The sequence below is a fragment of the Micromonospora sp. WMMD1274 genome (assembly GCF_049179035.1).
Classification (GTDB): Bacteria; Actinomycetota; Actinomycetes; order Mycobacteriales; family Micromonosporaceae; genus Micromonospora; species Micromonospora tulbaghiae.
In genome coordinates this window covers 7,071,511-7,087,388 of sequence record NZ_JBMHMG010000001.1, presented here as the reverse complement: position 1 = coordinate 7,087,388, position 15,878 = coordinate 7,071,511, and the positions used below count along the sequence as shown (strand labels likewise).

Sequence of the window (15,878 nt, the reverse complement as noted above, 5' to 3'; positions counted from 1 at the left end):
CCCCCGACACGACGGCTCAGACCGGCGTGGGCGTGGCCGGTTCCGCGGCCGGGCGCCGGGACGCGCGGGTCAGCAGCAGCGGCCCGACGGTCAGCACCAGGCAGACGCCCGACATCACCAGCAGCGCCGGGGTCAGGTCGAGCAGCGCCACCGACCAGCCGCCGACCAGCGCGCCGACGGGCAGGCCGAGGAACGCCACCGACCCGGAGATGCCCAGCACCCGGGTCTGCAGCTCGCCCGGCACCCGCTGGTAGAGCGCCGCGCCGAGCAGCGGGTTCACCGCCGCGATGCCGATGCCGGACAGGAACGTCACCACGAGCACCACGACCAGGTCGTCGCTGAGCGCCAGCGCGAGCAGCCGGGGCGCGCCGCTGAGCGTCAGCCCCAGCGCGAACGTGGTCCCGGCCGGCAGCCGCGTGCCGACCACTGTGAACAGCAGGTTGCCCAGCAGCGCGCCGGCCGAGAAGACGCCCAGCAGCAGGCCGAACCCGGCCGGGTCGCCGAGCACCTCGTTGACCCACAGCGGGATCCAGACCGCGACGCTGGCGTTGGCGAACATGTTGGACACCGAGACCACGATCAGCATGGTCATCAACGTCCGGTCGGTGCGCAGGTACGCGAAGCCGCCGCGCAGCGCCCGCAGGTACGGCTCCCGGGGCGCCGGTTGCGCCGGTGCGGGCGGCCGGACCAGCACGCCGATCAGCAGCGCGCAGACCGCGAATGTGGCCGCGTCGATCCAGATGGCCCGGGTCAGCCCGACCCAGTCGATGAGCAGCCCGCCGAGCACCGCGCCGAACAGCGTCATGCCGCGGGCCAGGCCGTCGTAGGCGCTGGTGAGCCGGATCAGCGGCACCCCGGCCCGCTCGGCGGCCGGCTTGAACAGCACGTGCTTGACCCGGTCGCCGATGCCGCGCAGCCCGCCGGCGATCGCCACCAGCACCAGCAGGGTGCCGAAGCCGAGCCAGGGCGCCAGCGCCACCACGGCCATCGCGACGGCGCTGGCCGCGTCCACGAACACCGAGGTACGGCGTACCCCGAACCGGTCCGCCCAGGGGGTCGCCAGCGCGCTGGAGAGCATGTACGGAAGCGTCTCCGCCGCCGCGACGAGCCCCATCTTGGTGGGGCTGCCGGTGGTCTCCAGCACGAGCCAGGGGATGGCGACCACCGAGATCCGGGTGCCGAGGTTGGACAGCAGGTCGGCGCCGACCAGGGTGTACAACTCCCGGCGCGGGTTCACGCCGGACTGCCGATCGGGTCGGCGCCGACCGGGTGTCCGGCGGCGTACCGGGCCCGCAACGCGCGCTTGTCGACCTTCGCGGAGCGGTTCAGCGGCAGCGCGTCGACGAACTCGACGGCGCCCGGTGCCCAGGTCTCGCTGAGTTCCCGGACCACGAGCGCGATCAGCTCCTCGCCGGTCACCGACGCGTCCGGTGCCGGCACCACGTACGCGTGCGGCAACTCCCCGGCCACCGGGTCCGGCACGCCGATCACGGCGGCGGCGCGTACCTCGGGGTGGCCCGCGAGCACGTCCTCGATCGGGCGCGAGTAGATCGGCCAGCTGCGCTGCCGGGTGAGGATGCGGTCCTGTAACCGGTCGACCAGGTAGAGGAAGCCGTCGGCGTCGAGGTGGCCGATGTCGCGGGTACGGACCCAGCCGTCGACGAGCGTCTCGGCGGTCAGCTCCGGCTGGCCGTGGTAGCCGGCGAAGCTCAGCTTGGTGCGCACCCACACCTCACCGTCCTCGCCGGCCGGCAGCACCCGCCCGTCGGCGTCGCGGATCTGGACCGAGACGTCCCCGTACGGGCGGCCGCAGGAGCGCAGCCGCTCCGGGTGCTCCGGGTCCTCGGTGAGGCCGGGCAGCGCGCAGATGACGACCGCCTCGCTGAGCCCGTACACGATGCGCAGGCACGGGCCGAAGCGGGCGATGGCCTGGCGCAGCCGGGCCGGCGCGGCGGGCCCGGCGCCCACGTTGAACATGAACATGGCGGAGAAGTCGGCGCCCGGCAGGTCGGGGTGGTCGAGCACCTCGTAGAGCATCGGCGGGGTGACGAACGTGGAGGTGAGCCGCTCGGCGTCCACGGTGGCGATGAACGCGGCCGGGTCCCACTGCTCGCGCAGGAACAGCACGCCGCCGGTGAACAGGTTGAACAACGTGGTGATCTGGCCGCTGGCGAGCCACATCGGGGAGTGCGACAGGTGCCGCAGCAGCGGGAACCCGGCGCCCCGGAAGTCGGCGGCGAGCGCGAGCACCTGCCGGTAGAAGCTCTCCCGGTGGTGCACCAGCTTCGGCGTCCCGGTGGTGCCGCTGGTCTGCAGGAACGACTCGGGCGCGGGCACCTCGGCGGGCAGTTCCACGGCCGGCCCGGCGGCCTCGGCGGTCAGGTCCGGTCCGGCGCCGCCGGGGCCGAGGCAGAGCACCGGTACGCCGGCCAGGCCCGCCGCGACCTGCACCGCCTGCGCGTCCCGTGGGTCGTACACGAACGCCTCCGGCGCGGACAGCGCGACGAACTCGTCGACCTCCCGCCGGGAGGTCACCGGCGCGACCCACATGCTCCGGCAGCCGAGCAGGTGCAGGGCCAGTTGCAGCAGCGGGCCGTCGATCGTGTTGCCGAGCATCACCAGCACCGCGGCGCCGGGGCGTACCCCGTGACGGCGCAACGCGGCGGCCAGGCCGCGCACTTCGGCGGCCACCCGGGGGTAGGTGAGGCGGCGTCCGCCGCCGACGAGCGCCTCCCGGTCGCCGAACCCGGCGAACAGCTCCAGCGCCTCGTGCACGTAGTTCGGCCGGTCGGTCATCGGGCAGCCCCCATCATGGTCCGCGAGCGGCGTCCGGCCAGGTCAGGGCCGGGACAAGACGGCAGGTGCCAGGGTCGGCGACCGCACCGCCGCCAGCCCCGAGCCTAGGCAGCCGCGGTCCACGGCGGACAGAGCCGATCGTCGCTGCGTCACGTCCCCCGGGCATTTGATCATGTCGATCAGGTTGATTGACGCTCGTCACGGCCGGAAGCTAGTTTCCGGTCCATCGCCCGGGCCGGTGCCGCCGACCGCGTCACGCCCGGGGCTGCCGACCATGGAGGATCGATGCCGACCCCGAAGAGATGGCACGTCATAGCTTCCGCCGTAACGCTGCTGATCGCCGCCACCCCGGCGGTCACCGCGAGCGCCGGCCCGACCGGGAACGACCGCGCCGGGCACGGGCGCGCCGAGTGGGCCGGAACCTGGGCCGCGGCGGTGACCCGCGGGAACAACGTGGGCCTGACCGAGACCGGCCTGAACAACCAGAGCATCCGGATGACCGTGCAGACCTCGGTCGGCGGGCCGCGCCTGCGGGTGCGGCTGACCAACCTGTACGGCCAGCAGGCCGTCCAGGTCGGCCGCGCCACGATCGCCCGGCCGAACACCGCCACTCCCGACGACCTGTCCGACATCGTCCCGGCGAGCGTCCGCCAGCTGACGTTCTCCGGCGCCGGGTCGGCGACCATCAACAAGGGCGCCGAGCTGCTCAGCGACCCGGTGGCCTTCCCGGTGGCCGAGCAGGAGGACCTGGTGGTCACCCTGTACTTCCCGGTGCTCACCGGGCCGGTGACGTTCCACGGCCAGTCCAAGGTCACCAACTTCATCGGCGCCACCGACCTCACCTCGGCGGCCGACGGCGCCGGGTTCACCATCCGGCCCAACTGCTGCTGGATGTTCCTGTCCGGCATCGACGTGGAGCGCAAGGTCACGCCCGGCTCGGTCGTGGTGCTGGGCGACTCGATCGGCGACGGCAACGGCAGCACCGTCAACGCCGACCGCCGCTGGCCGGACCTGCTGGCCGAGCGGTTGATCGACGCCCGCCCGGAGCCGCGTACGCCGGGTGTGCTCAACCTCAGCCTGGCCGGCAACCGGCTCAACCACGAGGGCACCGAGCCCGGCGCGGGCGGTTTCCCCGGCTACTACGAGCTGGGCCCGAACGCGCTGGCCCGGCTCAACGAGGACGTGTTCCCGCAGACCGGGGTGCGTACCGTCATCACCCACCTGGGCATCAACGACATCTGGATGAACGGCGACAGCCCGGAGGCGATCATCGCCTCGCTGCGCCAGCTCAACCGGCAGGTCCAGGCACGCGGCCTGACCAGCATCGCCGGCACGCTCATGCCGTACGAGGGCAACGGCGGGCCGGGCGTGTGGACCCCGGAGAAGGACGCCACCCGGCAGGCCGTCAACACCTGGCTGCGCGGGCCCGGCCGGGCCGAGTTCGACGGCGTCGTCGACTTCGACGCGGTGATGCGGGACCCGGCCCAGCCGAGCCGGCTGCTGCCGGCGTACGACTCGGGTGACCACATCCACCCGAACGACACGGGTGCTGCGGCCATGGCGAACGCCGTGCCACTGAAGCTGCTCGGACTGTGACACCGGGCGGGGGCGGCGGTCGACACGACGCCGCCCCCGCCGCCGTTTCCTGGGGAGGAAGAGACAGTGGACGTCAGCGAGATCCTGACCGGGCTCTACAGCGAGCAGGGCCGGCAGAACCCGTATCCCTTCTACGCGGCCCTGCACGAGCACGGGCCGATCAACGCCGTACCGGCCCGGGCCGAGCACAGCACCGTGAGCGCGGTGGCCGGCGGGTACGACATCGTGGACCAGATCCTGCGCGACCCCGGCTGGTACAAGGGCTTCCCGCCCGGCTGGGAGGAGCAGGAGATCCTGCGCACGTTCCTCACCTCGATGATGTTCGTCAACCCGCCGGACCACACCCGGATGCGTGCGGTGTTCGCCCGGACGTTCACCCCGCGCCGCCTCGGCGCGCTGGAGCCGGTGATCGAGCGGATCGTCGCCGAGCGCCTGGACCACATGGCCGAGGTGGGTGCGGACGGTCACGAGGTGGACTTCGTGGCCGACTTCGCGTACCCGGTCCCGGCGCTGGTGATGGCCGAGTTCATCGGCCTGCCCGCGGCCGACCTGTCCTGGTACCGGCAGCGGGTCGACTGGATCGACGAGTACATGGACGTGTCCGGCAAGACGCCGGAGCGGCTGGCCCGGGCCAACCAGGCCGCCGAGGAGCTGCGTGTCTACTACCGGGACCTGATCGCCCACCGGCGCCGCACGCCCGGCCACGACCTGATCAGCGGGCTGGCCGAGGTGCTCGACGCGGGCGGCGTCGACCTCACCGAGGAAGAGTTGATCAGCAACCTGATCGTGCTGTTCAACGCCAGCTTCGTCACCACCGTCTACATGTTCAGCAACGGCCTGCCGCTGCTGCTGGACCACCCGGACGTGACCGCCGCGCTGCCCGGCGACGACGAACTGGCCCGCGGCTGCGTGGAGGAGGTGCTGCGGATGGAGAGCCCGGTGCACTTCCTGGCCCGCTCCGCGCCGGCCGGCGTCGACCTCGGCGGCGTCCCGGTCGACCGCGACGACAACGTGCTGCTGCTGATCGCCGCCGCCAACCGCGACCCGGCCCGGTTCCCCGACCCGGACCGCTTCGACCCGCGCCGCGACGGCCCGCCGTCGCTGGCCTTCGGTGTCGGGCTGCACTTCTGCCTCGGGTCGGCGGTGTCCCGGCTGGAGGGCCGCCTGGCGCTGCCGCGCCTGTTCGCGCGTTTCCCCCGGCTCGCCGTCACCCAGCCCTACACGTACAGCGGGAGCCTGTTCCTGCGCGGTATCGACAAACTCTTCGTCACCACCGGGGAGGCCGGATGACACTCGATCCGCAGGTGGTCGCGTGGCGGGCTGCGCGGGCCGCCGCCGGCACCGTGCCGCTCTACACCCAGACCCTCGCCGAGGCCCGCGCCGCCGACCTCGCCGCGATCCGCGCCGGCTCCGGCGCGGTCGAGCCGGTCGCCGAGGTACGCGACACGACGGTGCCCGGCCCGGGCGGGCCGCTGCCGGTGCGGATCCACCGGCCGGACGGCGACGGGCCGCTGCCCACGCTCGTCTACTTCTTCGGTGGCGGCTGGACGCTCGGCAGTGTCGACACGGCCGACGGGATCTGCCGGCGGCTGGTCAACCTCACCGGCGCCCAGACCGTGACGGTCGGCTACCGGCTCGCCCCGGAGCATCCGTTCCCGGCGGCGGTGGAGGACTGCCACGCCGCGCTGCGGCACCTCGCCGCGCACGCCGCCGAGTTCCGCGTGGACCCGGACCGGCTGGCGGTGGGCGGCGACAGCGCGGGCGGGAACCTGGCCGCCGCGGTCACGCTGCTGGCGCGCGCCGACGGCGGCCCCCGGCTCGCCGCCCAGCTGCTGGTCTACCCGAACACCGACCAGCGGCCCGGGCACCGGCCCGGCGACGACGAGGACCCGATGCTGTTCAACAGGCACTCGGTGGGGTGGTACCGCGGCCACTACCTGGCCGACCCCGGCGACGCGGCCCACCCGCTCGCGTCGCCGCTGCTCGCCGAGGACCTGTCCGGCCTGCCTCCGGCGCTCGTGGTCACCGCCGGGTACGACCCGCTGTGCGCCGAGGGCGAGCGGTACGCGTCCCGGCTGCGTGAGGCGGGCGTGCCCACCGAGACGGCCCACTACCCGGGGATGGTGCACGGGTTCTTCGCGATGCCCGGCGTGTTCGACGCGGGCCGCCAGGCCCAGGAGCGGGCGGCCGCCTTCCTGCGCCGCGCATTCGGGCTCGACCCGGCGCCCGCCCGGGCGGCGACGGTTGCCGACCATGGCTGAACCGACGGACGGGTTCGTGCCGCCGGCCAGCCTGGCCGAGTTCGCCGCGCCGGCCCGGGCGGTCCTCCCGGCCGACGTGTGGGACTTCGTCGACGGTGGCAGCGGCACCGAGACCGCGCTGGCCGCGAACCGGGCCGCGCTGGACCGGGTGGCGGTGCTGCCCCGGATGCTGGCCGGGGTGGACGACCCGTCCACCGAGGCGGCGCTGCCCGGCGGCCGGGCCGCGTTGCCGGTGGCCGTGGCGCCGATGGCGTACCAGCGGCTGCTGCACCCCGACGGCGAGCCGGCGCTCGCGGCGGCGGCCCGCGCGGCGGGCGTGCCCTACGTGGCGAGCACGCTGTCCAGCACGCCGATCGAGGAGATCGCGGCGACCGGCGCGACGGTGTGGTTCCAGCTCTACTGGCTGCGCGACCGGGCCCTGGTGGCCGACCTGCTCGACCGGGCGGAGGCGGCCGGCTGCGCGGCGGTGATGGTGACGGTGGACGTGCCGGTGCTCGGGCGGCGTCTGCGCGACGCCCGTAACGGCTTCGCGCTGCCGCCGCACGTCACCGCCGCGAACCTGCCCGGCGGCCGGGACGACCTGGCGCACCAGGGCACCCCGGGCGTCTCGGCGGTGGCGGTGCACACCGGCGCGGTGTTCGCCCCGGCGCTGAGCTGGGCGGACCTGGAGTGGCTGCGCGAGCGTACCCGGGTGCCGTTGCTCGTCAAGGGCATCCTCGACCCGCGCGACGCGGTCCGCGCGGCGGACGCCGGCGTCGACGCCGTGGTGGTCTCCAACCACGGCGGACGCCAGCTCGACGCGGCCCCGGCCAGCGCGGCCATGCTGCCCGAGGTGGTCGGCGCGGTCGACGGGCGGTGCGCGGTGCTGCTGGACAGCGGCGTCCGCAGCGGCGTCGACGTGCTGCGCGCGCTGGCGCTCGGCGCGGACGGCGTGCTGCTGGGCCGGCCGCTTCTCTGGGCGCTCGCGGCGGGCGGCCGGGCCGGTGCCGAGGCGGCGCTGGCGCTGCTCGCGGCGGAACTGCGCGACGCCCTCATCCTCAGCGGCTGCCCCGACCCGGCCTCGGCCCGGCGGCTGCGTACCCGGATCGGAGGCTGACGTGGAGCCCGTCGACCTGGCCGTCACGGCGCTGCACGGCAGCGTCGGCGACCCGGCGCTGAACTCGATGAACTTCCTCAACGAGGTGGCGCAGCACTACCCGGACGCGGTGTCGCTGGCGGCCGGGCGGCCGTACGAGGAGTTCTTCGACTCGGCGCTGCTGCACACGCACCTGGACCGCTTCCGCCGCCACCTCGCCGAGGAGGTCGGGCTGGACCGGGCCGGTGTGGACCGGACGCTGTTGCAGTACGGCCGCACCAAGGGCATCGTGCACCACCTGATCGCCCGGCACCTCGCCGTGGACGAGGGGCTCACCGTCGACCCGGAGTCGATTGTGGTGACAGTCGGCTGCCAGGAGGCGATGTTCCTGGTGCTGCGCGCGCTGCGGGCCGGCCCGGCCGACGTGCTGTTCGCGGTGGCGCCCACCTACGTCGGGCTCACCGGCGCGGCCCGCCTGGTCGACCTGCCGGTACGCCCGGTGGCCGGCGGGCCCGACGGCGTCGACCTGGACGACCTGCGCGCCGGGCTGCGCCGGGCCCGGGCGGAGGGGCTGCGGCCTCGCGGCTGCTACGTGATGCCCGACTTCGCCAACCCGTCCGGGGTCAGCATGGACACCGCGCAGCGGCGGCGGTTGCTGGACCTGGCCGCCGAGGAGGACCTGCTGCTGATCGAGGACAACCCGTACGGCCTGTTCCCGGCCGACGGCACCGCGCGGCGGCCCACGCTGAAGGCGCTGGACACCGCCCGCCGGGTGGTCTACCTCGGCTCGTTCGCCAAGACCGTGCTGCCGGGCGCCCGGGTCGGCTACGTGGTGGCCGACCAGCGGGTGGGGGAGGCCGACGGCACCGCGGTCCCGTTCGCCGACCACCTCGCGAAGATCAAGAGCATGGTCACCGTGAACACGTCGCCGATCAGCCAGGCGGTGATCGGCGGCGCGCTGCTCGCGCACGACTGCTCGCTGGTGGCCGCGAACACCAGGGAGCGGGCCGCGTACGCCCGCAACCTGCGCCACCTGGTCGACGGCCTGGCCCGGCGCTTCCCGGCCGGCGGGCCGGTCTCCTGGACCGTCCCGGCGGGCGGGTTCTTCGTGGTGGTGAGCGTGCCGTTCGCCGTCGACGACGCGCTGCTGCACCGCTCGGCCCGCGAGTACGGCGTGCTCTGGACCCCGATGGCGCACTTCTACGACGCGGGCACACCGGTGAACGCGTTGCGGTTGTCGGTGAGCGCTGTCACACCGGAGTCCATCGATCTGGGTCTGGACCGGCTGGCCGCGCTGGTCACGGACACCATGCCGGACGACGTGACGCCGGAGTGTCAGGGTTCCGCCACAGCGCGTGTTTCCTGACGCCGTCGCTCTGTTGATAATGGACGAATGGTTGCCTGGGAGTACGCGTTGCTCGTTCGTCGGTATCAGGGTCAGGGTCGCAATTTCCACGTCTCGTTCGTGTGGTACGGCCCGGACGGGTCACGCACCGACGTGACCGCATACGGCGACACCGCGATCGCGCATCTCAACCGGGTCGGCCGGGAGGGGTGGGAGCTGGTCTCCGCCGCCGAGGACGTGAACAACGTGCAGGGCAGCACCGAGGTCCACCGCTACCACCTGAAGCGCCCGCTGCGCTGACCCCGTAACCGCCGGCGCCCCGGGAGAACGAGCTCCCGGGGCGCCGCTGTCACGACTGTCAGCCCAGGTCCACGGCGGGGTAGAGCGGGAACGGCGTGAGCAGGTCGGCGGCCTGCTTGCCGACGGACTCGGCGACGGCCGGGTCCAGCACGTACTTCGCCTTCGACGGCGCGCCGTCCGGGCCGGTGCCCGGCGTGGTCTGGCTGAGCACGGTGTGGATCAGCTCGGCGGTCGCGTCCATCTCGGCGGCGCCGAGCCCTCGGGTGGTCAGCGCCGGGGTCCCGATGCGGATGCCCGAGGTGTACCAGGCGCCGTTCGGGTCCTGCGGCACCGAGTTGCGGTTGGTGACGATGCCCGAGTCCAGCAGCGCCTGCTCGGCCTGCCGGCCGGTCAGGCCGTACCCGGACACGTCGATGAGCACCAGGTGGTTGTCGGTGCCGCCGGTGACCAGCGTGGCGCCCCGGCGCAGCAGCCCGTCGGCGAGCGCCTGCGCGTTGTCCACGATCCGCTGGGCGTAGTCGGCGAAGTCGGGGCGGCGCGCCTCGGCCAGCGCGACCGCCTTGGCGGCCATCACGTGCGGCAGCGGCCCGCCGAGCACCATCGGGCAGCCCCGGTCGACCTGGTCGGCCAGCTCCGGGCCGCAGAGCACCATGCCGCCGCGCGGGCCCCGCAGCGACTTGTGCGTGGTCGTGGTGACGATGTGCGCGTGCGGCACCGGGTCGAAGTCGCCGGTGAACACCTTGCCGGCGACCAGCCCGGCGAAGTGCGCCATGTCGACCATGAACGTGGCGCCGACCGAGTCGGCGATCTCCCGCATGATCCGGAAGTTGACCTTCCGCGGGTACGCGGAGTAACCGGCGACCAGGATCAGCGGCTTGAACTCGCGGGCCGCCACGGCCACCCGGTCGTAGTCGATCAGGCCGGTGGCCGGGTCGGTGCCGTAGCTGCGCTGGTCGAACATCTTGCCGGAGATGTTCGGCCGGAAACCGTGGGTGAGGTGCCCGCCGGCGTCCAGCGACATGCCGAGCATCCGCTGGTTGCCCAGCTCGCGGCGCAGCGCGAACCAGTCGGCCTCGGTGAGGTCGTTGACCTGCCGCGCCTGCGCCTTGCGCAGCGCGGGGGACTCGACCCGGTCGGCCAGGATCGCCCAGAACGCGACCAGGTTGGCGTCGATGCCCGAGTGCGGCTGCACGTACGCGTGGGACGCGCCGAACAGCTCCCGGGCGTGCTCGGCGGCGAGCGCCTCGACGGTGTCGACGTTCTGGCAGCCGGCGTAGAACCGGCGCCCGACGGTGCCCTCGGCGTACTTGTCGCTGAACCAGTTGCCCATTGCGAGCAGCGTCGCGGGGGAGGCGTAGTTCTCGCTGGCGATGAGCTTGAGCGACTCGCGCTGGTCGGCCAGTTCCGCGGCGATGGCGTCGGCCACGCGCGGCTCGACGCCGCGGACGACCTCCAACGCGCTGCGGAAGGCAGTGGACTCGGCGTTGCGCGACATGCGACCTCCAGGTGACGTGCGGAAGGCCCAGGCGCTCGGCATGCGTCCTCATGACGAGGCCGCTCCCCGATGGTGCTCCATCTCCACGCGCCAGTCACGGCCCGTGCCGATCCTACCGGCCCGGCCGGGACCTGCGGGGTTGGGCCGCCCGTCCCGGGGCACACCGTGGGGGAGGCCGGCCCCGACCCGGCCCGGGGGAGAGGAGGCACGACCATGACCACACCGAGCACCGGACGGCCGCTCGCCGTGGTGACCGGCGCGTCCAGCGGCATCGGGTACGAGCTGGCGGTCCAGTTCGCCGAGCACGGGTACGACGTGGTGGTCGCCGCCGAGGACGCGGCGATCGAGCGCGCGGCGGGTGACCTGCGGCGCGACGGCGGCCCGGAGGTGTACCCGGTCCAGGTGGACCTGGCCACGCCCGAGGGCGTACGGCGGCTGGCCGGGGAGGTGACCGGCCTGGGCCGCCCGGTCGACGCGCTGGCGCTCAACGCCGGCCGGGGCGCGGGCGGGGACTTCGTCGGCGGCACCGACCTGGCCGACGAGCTGACAGTGATCGACCTGAACGTCCGCTCGACGGTGCACCTGGCCAAGCTGCTGCTGCCGGACATGGTCCGCCGGGGCGCCGGGCGGGTGCTGTTCACCTCGTCCATCGCCGCCACCATGCCCGGGGCGTACCAGGCGGTCTACAACGCCTCGAAGTCGTTCGTGCAGTCCTTCGCCGAGGGGGTGCGCAACGAGCTGAAGGACAGCGGCGTCACGGTGACCTCGCTGATGCCCGGCCCGACCGACACCGAGTTCTTCGACCGGGCCGACATGGAGGACACCCGGGTCGGCCAGGGGCGCAAGGACGACCCCCGCAAGGTGGCCGAGGACGCGTTCGAGGCGCTGATGAAGGGGGAGCACAAGGTCGCCGCCGGCTCGCTGGTCAACAAGATCCAGGTGGCCGCCGGCAAGATCGTCCCGGATCGGCTGAAGGCCGAGCAGCACCGGAAGATGGCCGAGCCCGGCTCGGGCGACTGAGCACCGACGCGAGCGGGACCGCCCCGAAGGAAAGGGGCGGTCCCGCTCGCGTTCCGGGTCCGGCGTCAGGCGACCACGGCGTCCAGCGACTTCTTCAGCGCCTTCGGGGCGGTCGGCGTCTTCGGCGCCTTCGGCCGCAGGTCGAGCATCCGCTGGCCGATCTCCTGGAGCTGGTTACGGCCGAGTGCCTCGCGCACCTTCGGGAACCACTCCTGCTCCTCCTCCTCGACGTGGTGCAGCACGTTCTCGATCAGCACCGTCGTCTTGGCGTTGAAGCGCTCGTCGTCGGCGTCCATGGTGAACAGCTCGAAGCAGAGCACGTCCGCGACGTGGTGCTCCTCGTACGACTCCAGGATGTCGTCCTCGACGTCGGGCACCAGCTTGCGGACCTCCGGGTACATCACCTCGTTCTCCAGGTAGGTGTGCACCGTCAGAGCTTCGAGGATCTGCCCGACGATCTTCCCGCGCTTGCTCGCCGGCCCCTCCTCGGCCTCCTGGAAGGCCTTGAACAGGCGGCGGATCTCCTTGTGGTCCTCCTTGAGCAGGACGATCGCGTCGGTGGACACCGGTTACCTCCTAAGTCGGCTGACGGTGCCCCCCTACCCGGTGCCCGACCAGGACAAACAGGCCGGGCCCGGCGTGATCGCCGGGCCCGGTCCACGCGGGTCTGGGTTACTTCACCGCGTTGTACGCGTCCACGACGCCGGCGCCGTAGAACCCGTTGCGGTTCCCGCCGGAGCAGGTCGCGTCGTACGCGTTCGGGCCCGCCGGGATCAGCGGCACCGGGTTGTAGACGCCCGACGGGCAGGACTTCGCCACCGCCGTGCGCTCCAGGAACGAGGCCAGCTGGCCCGGGTTCATGCCCGGGTGCGCGGACAGCGCCAGCGCCGCGACGCCGGTGGCGTGCGGGCTGGACATCGAGGTGCCCTGCTTGTAGCCCCACCCGTTGGTGCGGGTGGCGGTGTTGAAGGTGGTGGACAGGATGCCGTCGGCGGACGTCGAGACCGCGCCCCGGGTCCGGAACCGGGTGTCGCCACCCGGCGCGGTCACGTCGATCACGCCTTGGCCGTACGAGGAGTAGTAGCTCTTCTCACCGGTCGGGCCGACCGCGGCGACCGTCACCACGCCCGGCGCCTCGGCCGGTAGGACCAGGCAGGCGTTGGTGAGGTTCTCGCGGTCCTCCGGCGTGCCGTTGTTCGGGCTGCCGGTGTCGGTGATCTTGTGGGCCAGGTCCCAGTTCGAGTTGCCGGCCGACGAGACGTGCAGCACGCCCTGGGACTGCGAGTAGCGCAGGGCCCGCTGCACGGCCTTCCACACCGGGCGCTGGCGGGCGTCGTTGCGGCAGTTCAGCTGCCACGGGTCGATGTAGTAGCTGTTGTTGGTGAGCTGGAAGCCGTGCTCGGCGGCCCACATGAACCCGCAGACCGCGGCCTCCGGGAAGATGTAGCCGTCGTCGTTGACCACCTTGACCGCGGCGACCTTCACACCCGGCGCGACGCCGGTGACCCCGGCGCCGTTGACGGCGGCGGCGATGGTGCCCGCCACGTGGGTGCCGTGGTCGCTGGTGGTGGGGTTCCACGAGGCCTCGGCGGTGTTCGGGACACCGCCGACGCAGGAGGCGCTCTTGTCCCTGGCGATCTGGGTCGCCAGGTCCGGGTGGCTGCTGGAGATGCCGCTGTCCAGCACACCCACCACGACCGACGGGCTGCCGCCGGTCACCGCGTGCGCCTGCGGGACGCGGATCTGGTCCATGTCCCACTGAAGGTTGTAGAGCGGCTCGGCGGTCGGGTCGCCGGTGGCCGCGGCGACGGCGGCGGCCGGCACCTCGACCGTCTCGCCCTCGTCCAGGGCGGTGCCCAGGCCGGCGGTGGAGGCGACCGACTCGACGCCGGCGCCCGCCACCCGGGTGACGAAGTCCGGGGCGGACGAGCGCACGACCAGCACGCCGATCTTGTCGTACGCCGCCACCACGGTGCCGTCGGCGGCCGCAACCCGGGCGGCGGCCTTGGCGGTGCCGTTGCCCTGCGGGGCGAGCACCAGATACGAGGTCTCCGGTCCGGCGGCCGCGGCCGGCGACATGCCGCCGGTGAGGGCGAGCCCGGCGCCGAGCGTCACCGCGGACGCCGCGGCGAGTGTCTTGCGACGGAGATTGTTCACACAGACTCCCAGGGGTTCGTGCGGGTGGACCGCACCCCTGAACGGGCTGCGGTCCGGGCGGAGGCACGGCGAAGTACCGGCCTCGCCCGGACCAGCGCCGCCGCGCCCCCGGGTGTTACACCTCCCGCGCGCCCGTGAAGTCGATCGTCAGACGGTGGCGATCGTGTAGGGGATCTCGTCCAGCAGCTCCCGGGCGAGGAAGCCGATCCGCCCGTACCGGGGGACCAGCCGCTGCCCGCTCACCGCGTGCGCGAACGCCGCCCAGCAGGCCGCCTGCGCCGGGTCGGCACCCCGGGAGAGCAGGCCCGCGAGCAGCCCGGAGCGCACGTCGCCGCTGCCCGAGGTGCCCAGCCCGGCGTCCCCGCTCTCCTCCCGCCAGGCCCGGCCGTCCGGCGTCGCGATGTGCCCGTACAGCGACACGACCGCGTCGTACCGGCCGGCCAGTTCCACCGCTTCGGCGTCCAGGTCGTCGCCCGGATCGCGGCCCAGCAGGTGCTGGGCCTCGGTCAGGTTGGGCGTGAGCACCACCTTGCGGCCGGACCCGACCAGCAGATCCGGCGCGTGGCTGAGCGCACCGAGCGCGTACGCGTCGAGCACCAGCGCGGTCTCCCGCCCGGCCGCGTCCAGGACCAGGCGCAGCAGCTCCCCGGTGGCGTCGATGTCCTTCAGGCCGGGGCCGACGGCCACCACGTCCGCCTCGGCGACCAGCCCGCCGAGCAGGTCGCCCGGGTCGCCGCGTACCGCGCCGTCGTCGGTCTCCGGCAGGCCGATCACGAGCGCCTCTGGCACCTGGATGCTCAGCGACGGGGCCGTCGACTCGGCCGCGGCGAGTTGGAGCACGCCGGCCCCGGCACGCAGCGCGGCCACCCCGGCCAGCAGCACCGCGCCGGGGGTGAACCGGGAACCGCCGACCACCAGCACGGTGCCGCGCGCCTCCTTGCCGCCGGTGGGCACCGGCAGCGCCCAGTCCCGCAGCAGCGCGGGGGTGATCACGTCAGACCGGCTCGGCATGGACCTCGTCCTCCCTGGTGGGTGTCGCCCCCTGGCGGTGCAGGTGGGTGACGTCGTTGAACACGTCCGGCACGAGCCGGCCGGAGTCGTCGGCGTGCCAGCCGGTGACCGAGCAGTTGGCGATCACGTGCTCGCGGGTCAGCGCCATCAGCTCCGCCTCGGTGAGCCCCTCCACCAGGTAGCGCAGCAGGAAGACCAGCGCGTCGTGGCCGAACAGCAGCACCCGGCCCCCGTCGTGGTCGCGGCGCAGGTCGCCCAGCAGCGCCCGCAGCCGCAGCGCCACGTCGGTCCAGGACTCGCCGCCGGGCGGCCGGTAGTAGAACTTGCCGAGCCGGGTACGCCGCTGCGCCTCCTCCGGGTAGCGCCGGGTCACGCCGTGGGCGGTGAGCCCGTCGAGAATGCCCAGCTCCCGGTCGCGCAGCCGCTCGTCGACGCTCGTCGGGATCCCGGTGCCGTCGAGCGCCAGCTCGGCCGTCCGGACCGCCCGCAGGTACGGCGACACCACCGCCACGTCCGGCCGTTGCGAGTCCGTCAGCCCGGCCAGCCAGCGGCCGGTCGCCTGTGCCTGTTCCTCACCGGTAGCCGACAGCGGCACGTCCGCGTCGCGGTGGGTGAGGTCGATCAGCTCGGCGCCGGACGTCTCGGCCGCCGTGGCCGCGACGTTCGCCGTGCTCTCGCCGTGCCGGACGATCCAGAGCGATGCCATCTCCGCCATGCGGCTCCCGGTACCCGGGCCCGGCCGGGGATAACCGCGCCGGACCGGCGACACACGGGCTGGCGCGCCGTTGCATCGACGCGGCAGAATGTCCCACGACTCGGGAC

The 15,878-nt window shown here is 73.6% G+C and carries 14 protein-coding genes and 1 riboswitch; of the genes, 7 read left to right on the top strand and 7 right to left on the bottom strand.

The genetic code is table 11. From position 1 onward, the window contains the following. Positions 1 to 16: 16 nt before the first annotated feature. Positions 17 to 1,237: an MFS transporter gene (locus ACN27D_RS33490; protein ID WP_421500924.1), complete on the bottom strand. Its 1,221-nt coding sequence runs from the start codon at positions 1,235 to 1,237 to the stop codon at positions 17 to 19. Continuing rightward, complete coding sequence (locus ACN27D_RS33485; protein ID WP_421500923.1) at positions 1,234 to 2,796, bottom strand: class I adenylate-forming enzyme family protein; 1,563 nt, start codon at positions 2,794 to 2,796, stop codon at positions 1,234 to 1,236. The genes ACN27D_RS33490 and ACN27D_RS33485 overlap by 4 nt, the downstream gene beginning before the upstream one ends. Positions 2,797 to 3,081: 285 nt before the next feature. Here ACN27D_RS33485 and ACN27D_RS33480 point away from each other — a divergent pair, with 285 nt between their 5' ends. The 6 genes from ACN27D_RS33480 (at position 3,082) to ACN27D_RS33455 (ending at position 9,373) form a co-directional block, all read left to right on the top strand. Continuing rightward, complete coding sequence (locus ACN27D_RS33480) at positions 3,082 to 4,392, top strand: SGNH/GDSL hydrolase family protein (protein WP_120569645.1); 1,311 nt, start codon at positions 3,082 to 3,084, stop codon at positions 4,390 to 4,392. Between the two features lie 66 nt (positions 4,393 to 4,458). Further along, entirely contained in the window at positions 4,459 to 5,682 is a 1,224-nt protein-coding gene (locus ACN27D_RS33475; RefSeq protein ID WP_358171870.1) for a cytochrome P450, read from the top strand. Next, entirely contained in the window at positions 5,679 to 6,653 is a 975-nt protein-coding gene (locus ACN27D_RS33470) for an alpha/beta hydrolase (RefSeq protein WP_358171872.1), read from the top strand. The genes ACN27D_RS33475 and ACN27D_RS33470 overlap by 4 nt, the downstream gene beginning before the upstream one ends. Beyond that, the gene (locus ACN27D_RS33465) at positions 6,646 to 7,749 is read left to right on the top strand and encodes an alpha-hydroxy acid oxidase (RefSeq protein WP_358171874.1); all 1,104 of its coding nucleotides are present in this window, start codon (positions 6,646 to 6,648) and stop codon (positions 7,747 to 7,749) included. The genes ACN27D_RS33470 and ACN27D_RS33465 overlap by 8 nt, the downstream gene beginning before the upstream one ends. A 1-nt stretch (position 7,750) precedes the next feature. Then, entirely contained in the window at positions 7,751 to 9,094 is a 1,344-nt protein-coding gene (locus ACN27D_RS33460) for a PLP-dependent aminotransferase family protein (RefSeq protein ID WP_421500922.1), read from the top strand. A 27-nt stretch (positions 9,095 to 9,121) separates the two neighbouring features. Next, a complete protein-coding gene (locus ACN27D_RS33455) occupies positions 9,122 to 9,373 on the top strand; it encodes a hypothetical protein (protein ID WP_013286617.1) in 252 nt (83 codons plus the stop codon). Between the two features lie 58 nt (positions 9,374 to 9,431). Here the strand turns inward: ACN27D_RS33455 and ACN27D_RS33450 are convergent, their stop codons facing one another. Continuing rightward, a complete protein-coding gene (locus tag ACN27D_RS33450; protein WP_421500921.1) occupies positions 9,432 to 10,868 on the bottom strand; it encodes a glycine hydroxymethyltransferase in 1,437 nt (478 codons plus the stop codon). Between the two features lie 18 nt (positions 10,869 to 10,886). Then, positions 10,887 to 10,976, bottom strand: a riboswitch (ZMP/ZTP riboswitch). Between the two features lie 105 nt (positions 10,977 to 11,081). On the opposite strand from ACN27D_RS33450, the gene ACN27D_RS33445 reads away from it, so the two are divergent. Continuing rightward, positions 11,082 to 11,888 carry an SDR family NAD(P)-dependent oxidoreductase gene (locus ACN27D_RS33445; RefSeq protein ID WP_252449165.1) on the top strand — a complete coding sequence of 269 codons (807 nt, stop codon included), beginning with the start codon at positions 11,082 to 11,084 and terminating at the stop codon, positions 11,886 to 11,888. Positions 11,889 to 11,953: 65 nt separating this feature from the next. Here ACN27D_RS33445 and ACN27D_RS33440 read toward each other — a convergent pair whose 3' ends face one another. The 4 genes from ACN27D_RS33440 to ACN27D_RS33425 all read right to left on the bottom strand — a co-directional run bounded on the left by ACN27D_RS33440 (position 11,954) and on the right by ACN27D_RS33425 (position 15,771). Then, a complete protein-coding gene (locus ACN27D_RS33440; RefSeq protein WP_120569651.1) occupies positions 11,954 to 12,454 on the bottom strand; it encodes a hemerythrin domain-containing protein in 501 nt (166 codons plus the stop codon). Positions 12,455 to 12,560: 106 nt separating this feature from the next. Continuing rightward, positions 12,561 to 14,045, bottom strand: a complete 1,485-nt coding sequence (locus tag ACN27D_RS33435) for a S8 family peptidase (protein ID WP_120569652.1) — start codon at positions 14,043 to 14,045, stop codon at positions 12,561 to 12,563. 147 nt (positions 14,046 to 14,192) lie between these two features. Beyond that, the gene (locus ACN27D_RS33430) at positions 14,193 to 15,056 is read right to left on the bottom strand and encodes an NAD(P)H-hydrate dehydratase (RefSeq protein WP_151500215.1); all 864 of its coding nucleotides are present in this window, start codon (positions 15,054 to 15,056) and stop codon (positions 14,193 to 14,195) included. Then, positions 15,040 to 15,771 (bottom strand): histidine phosphatase family protein, encoded by a 732-nt coding sequence (locus tag ACN27D_RS33425; protein ID WP_421500920.1) that lies wholly within the window; start codon positions 15,769 to 15,771, stop codon positions 15,040 to 15,042. Before ACN27D_RS33425 ends, ACN27D_RS33430 begins: the two co-directional genes overlap by 17 nt. Between the last annotated feature and the right edge of the window lie 107 nt (positions 15,772 to 15,878).

What these genes read in the sequence shown, in the direction of transcription:
- ACN27D_RS33450 (WP_421500921.1), bottom strand. Translation starts at nt 10,868, where the DNA reads ATGTCGCGCAACGCCGAGTCCACTGCCTTCCGCAGCGCGTTGGAGGTC.
- ACN27D_RS33430 (WP_151500215.1), bottom strand. Translation starts at nt 15,056, where the DNA reads ATGCCGAGCCGGTCTGACGTGATCACCCCCGCGCTGCTGCGGGACTGG.
- ACN27D_RS33425 (WP_421500920.1), bottom strand. Translation starts at nt 15,771, where the DNA reads ATGGCGGAGATGGCATCGCTCTGGATCGTCCGGCACGGCGAGAGCACG.
- ACN27D_RS33445 (WP_252449165.1), top strand. Translation starts at nt 11,082, where the DNA reads ATGACCACACCGAGCACCGGACGGCCGCTCGCCGTGGTGACCGGCGCG.
- ACN27D_RS33455 (WP_013286617.1), top strand. Translation starts at nt 9,122, where the DNA reads ATGGTTGCCTGGGAGTACGCGTTGCTCGTTCGTCGGTATCAGGGTCAG.
- ACN27D_RS33480 (WP_120569645.1), top strand. Translation starts at nt 3,082, where the DNA reads ATGCCGACCCCGAAGAGATGGCACGTCATAGCTTCCGCCGTAACGCTG.
- ACN27D_RS33470 (WP_358171872.1), top strand. Translation starts at nt 5,679, where the DNA reads ATGACACTCGATCCGCAGGTGGTCGCGTGGCGGGCTGCGCGGGCCGCC.
- ACN27D_RS33485 (WP_421500923.1), bottom strand. Translation starts at nt 2,796, where the DNA reads ATGACCGACCGGCCGAACTACGTGCACGAGGCGCTGGAGCTGTTCGCC.
- ACN27D_RS33465 (WP_358171874.1), top strand. Translation starts at nt 6,646, where the DNA reads ATGGCTGAACCGACGGACGGGTTCGTGCCGCCGGCCAGCCTGGCCGAG.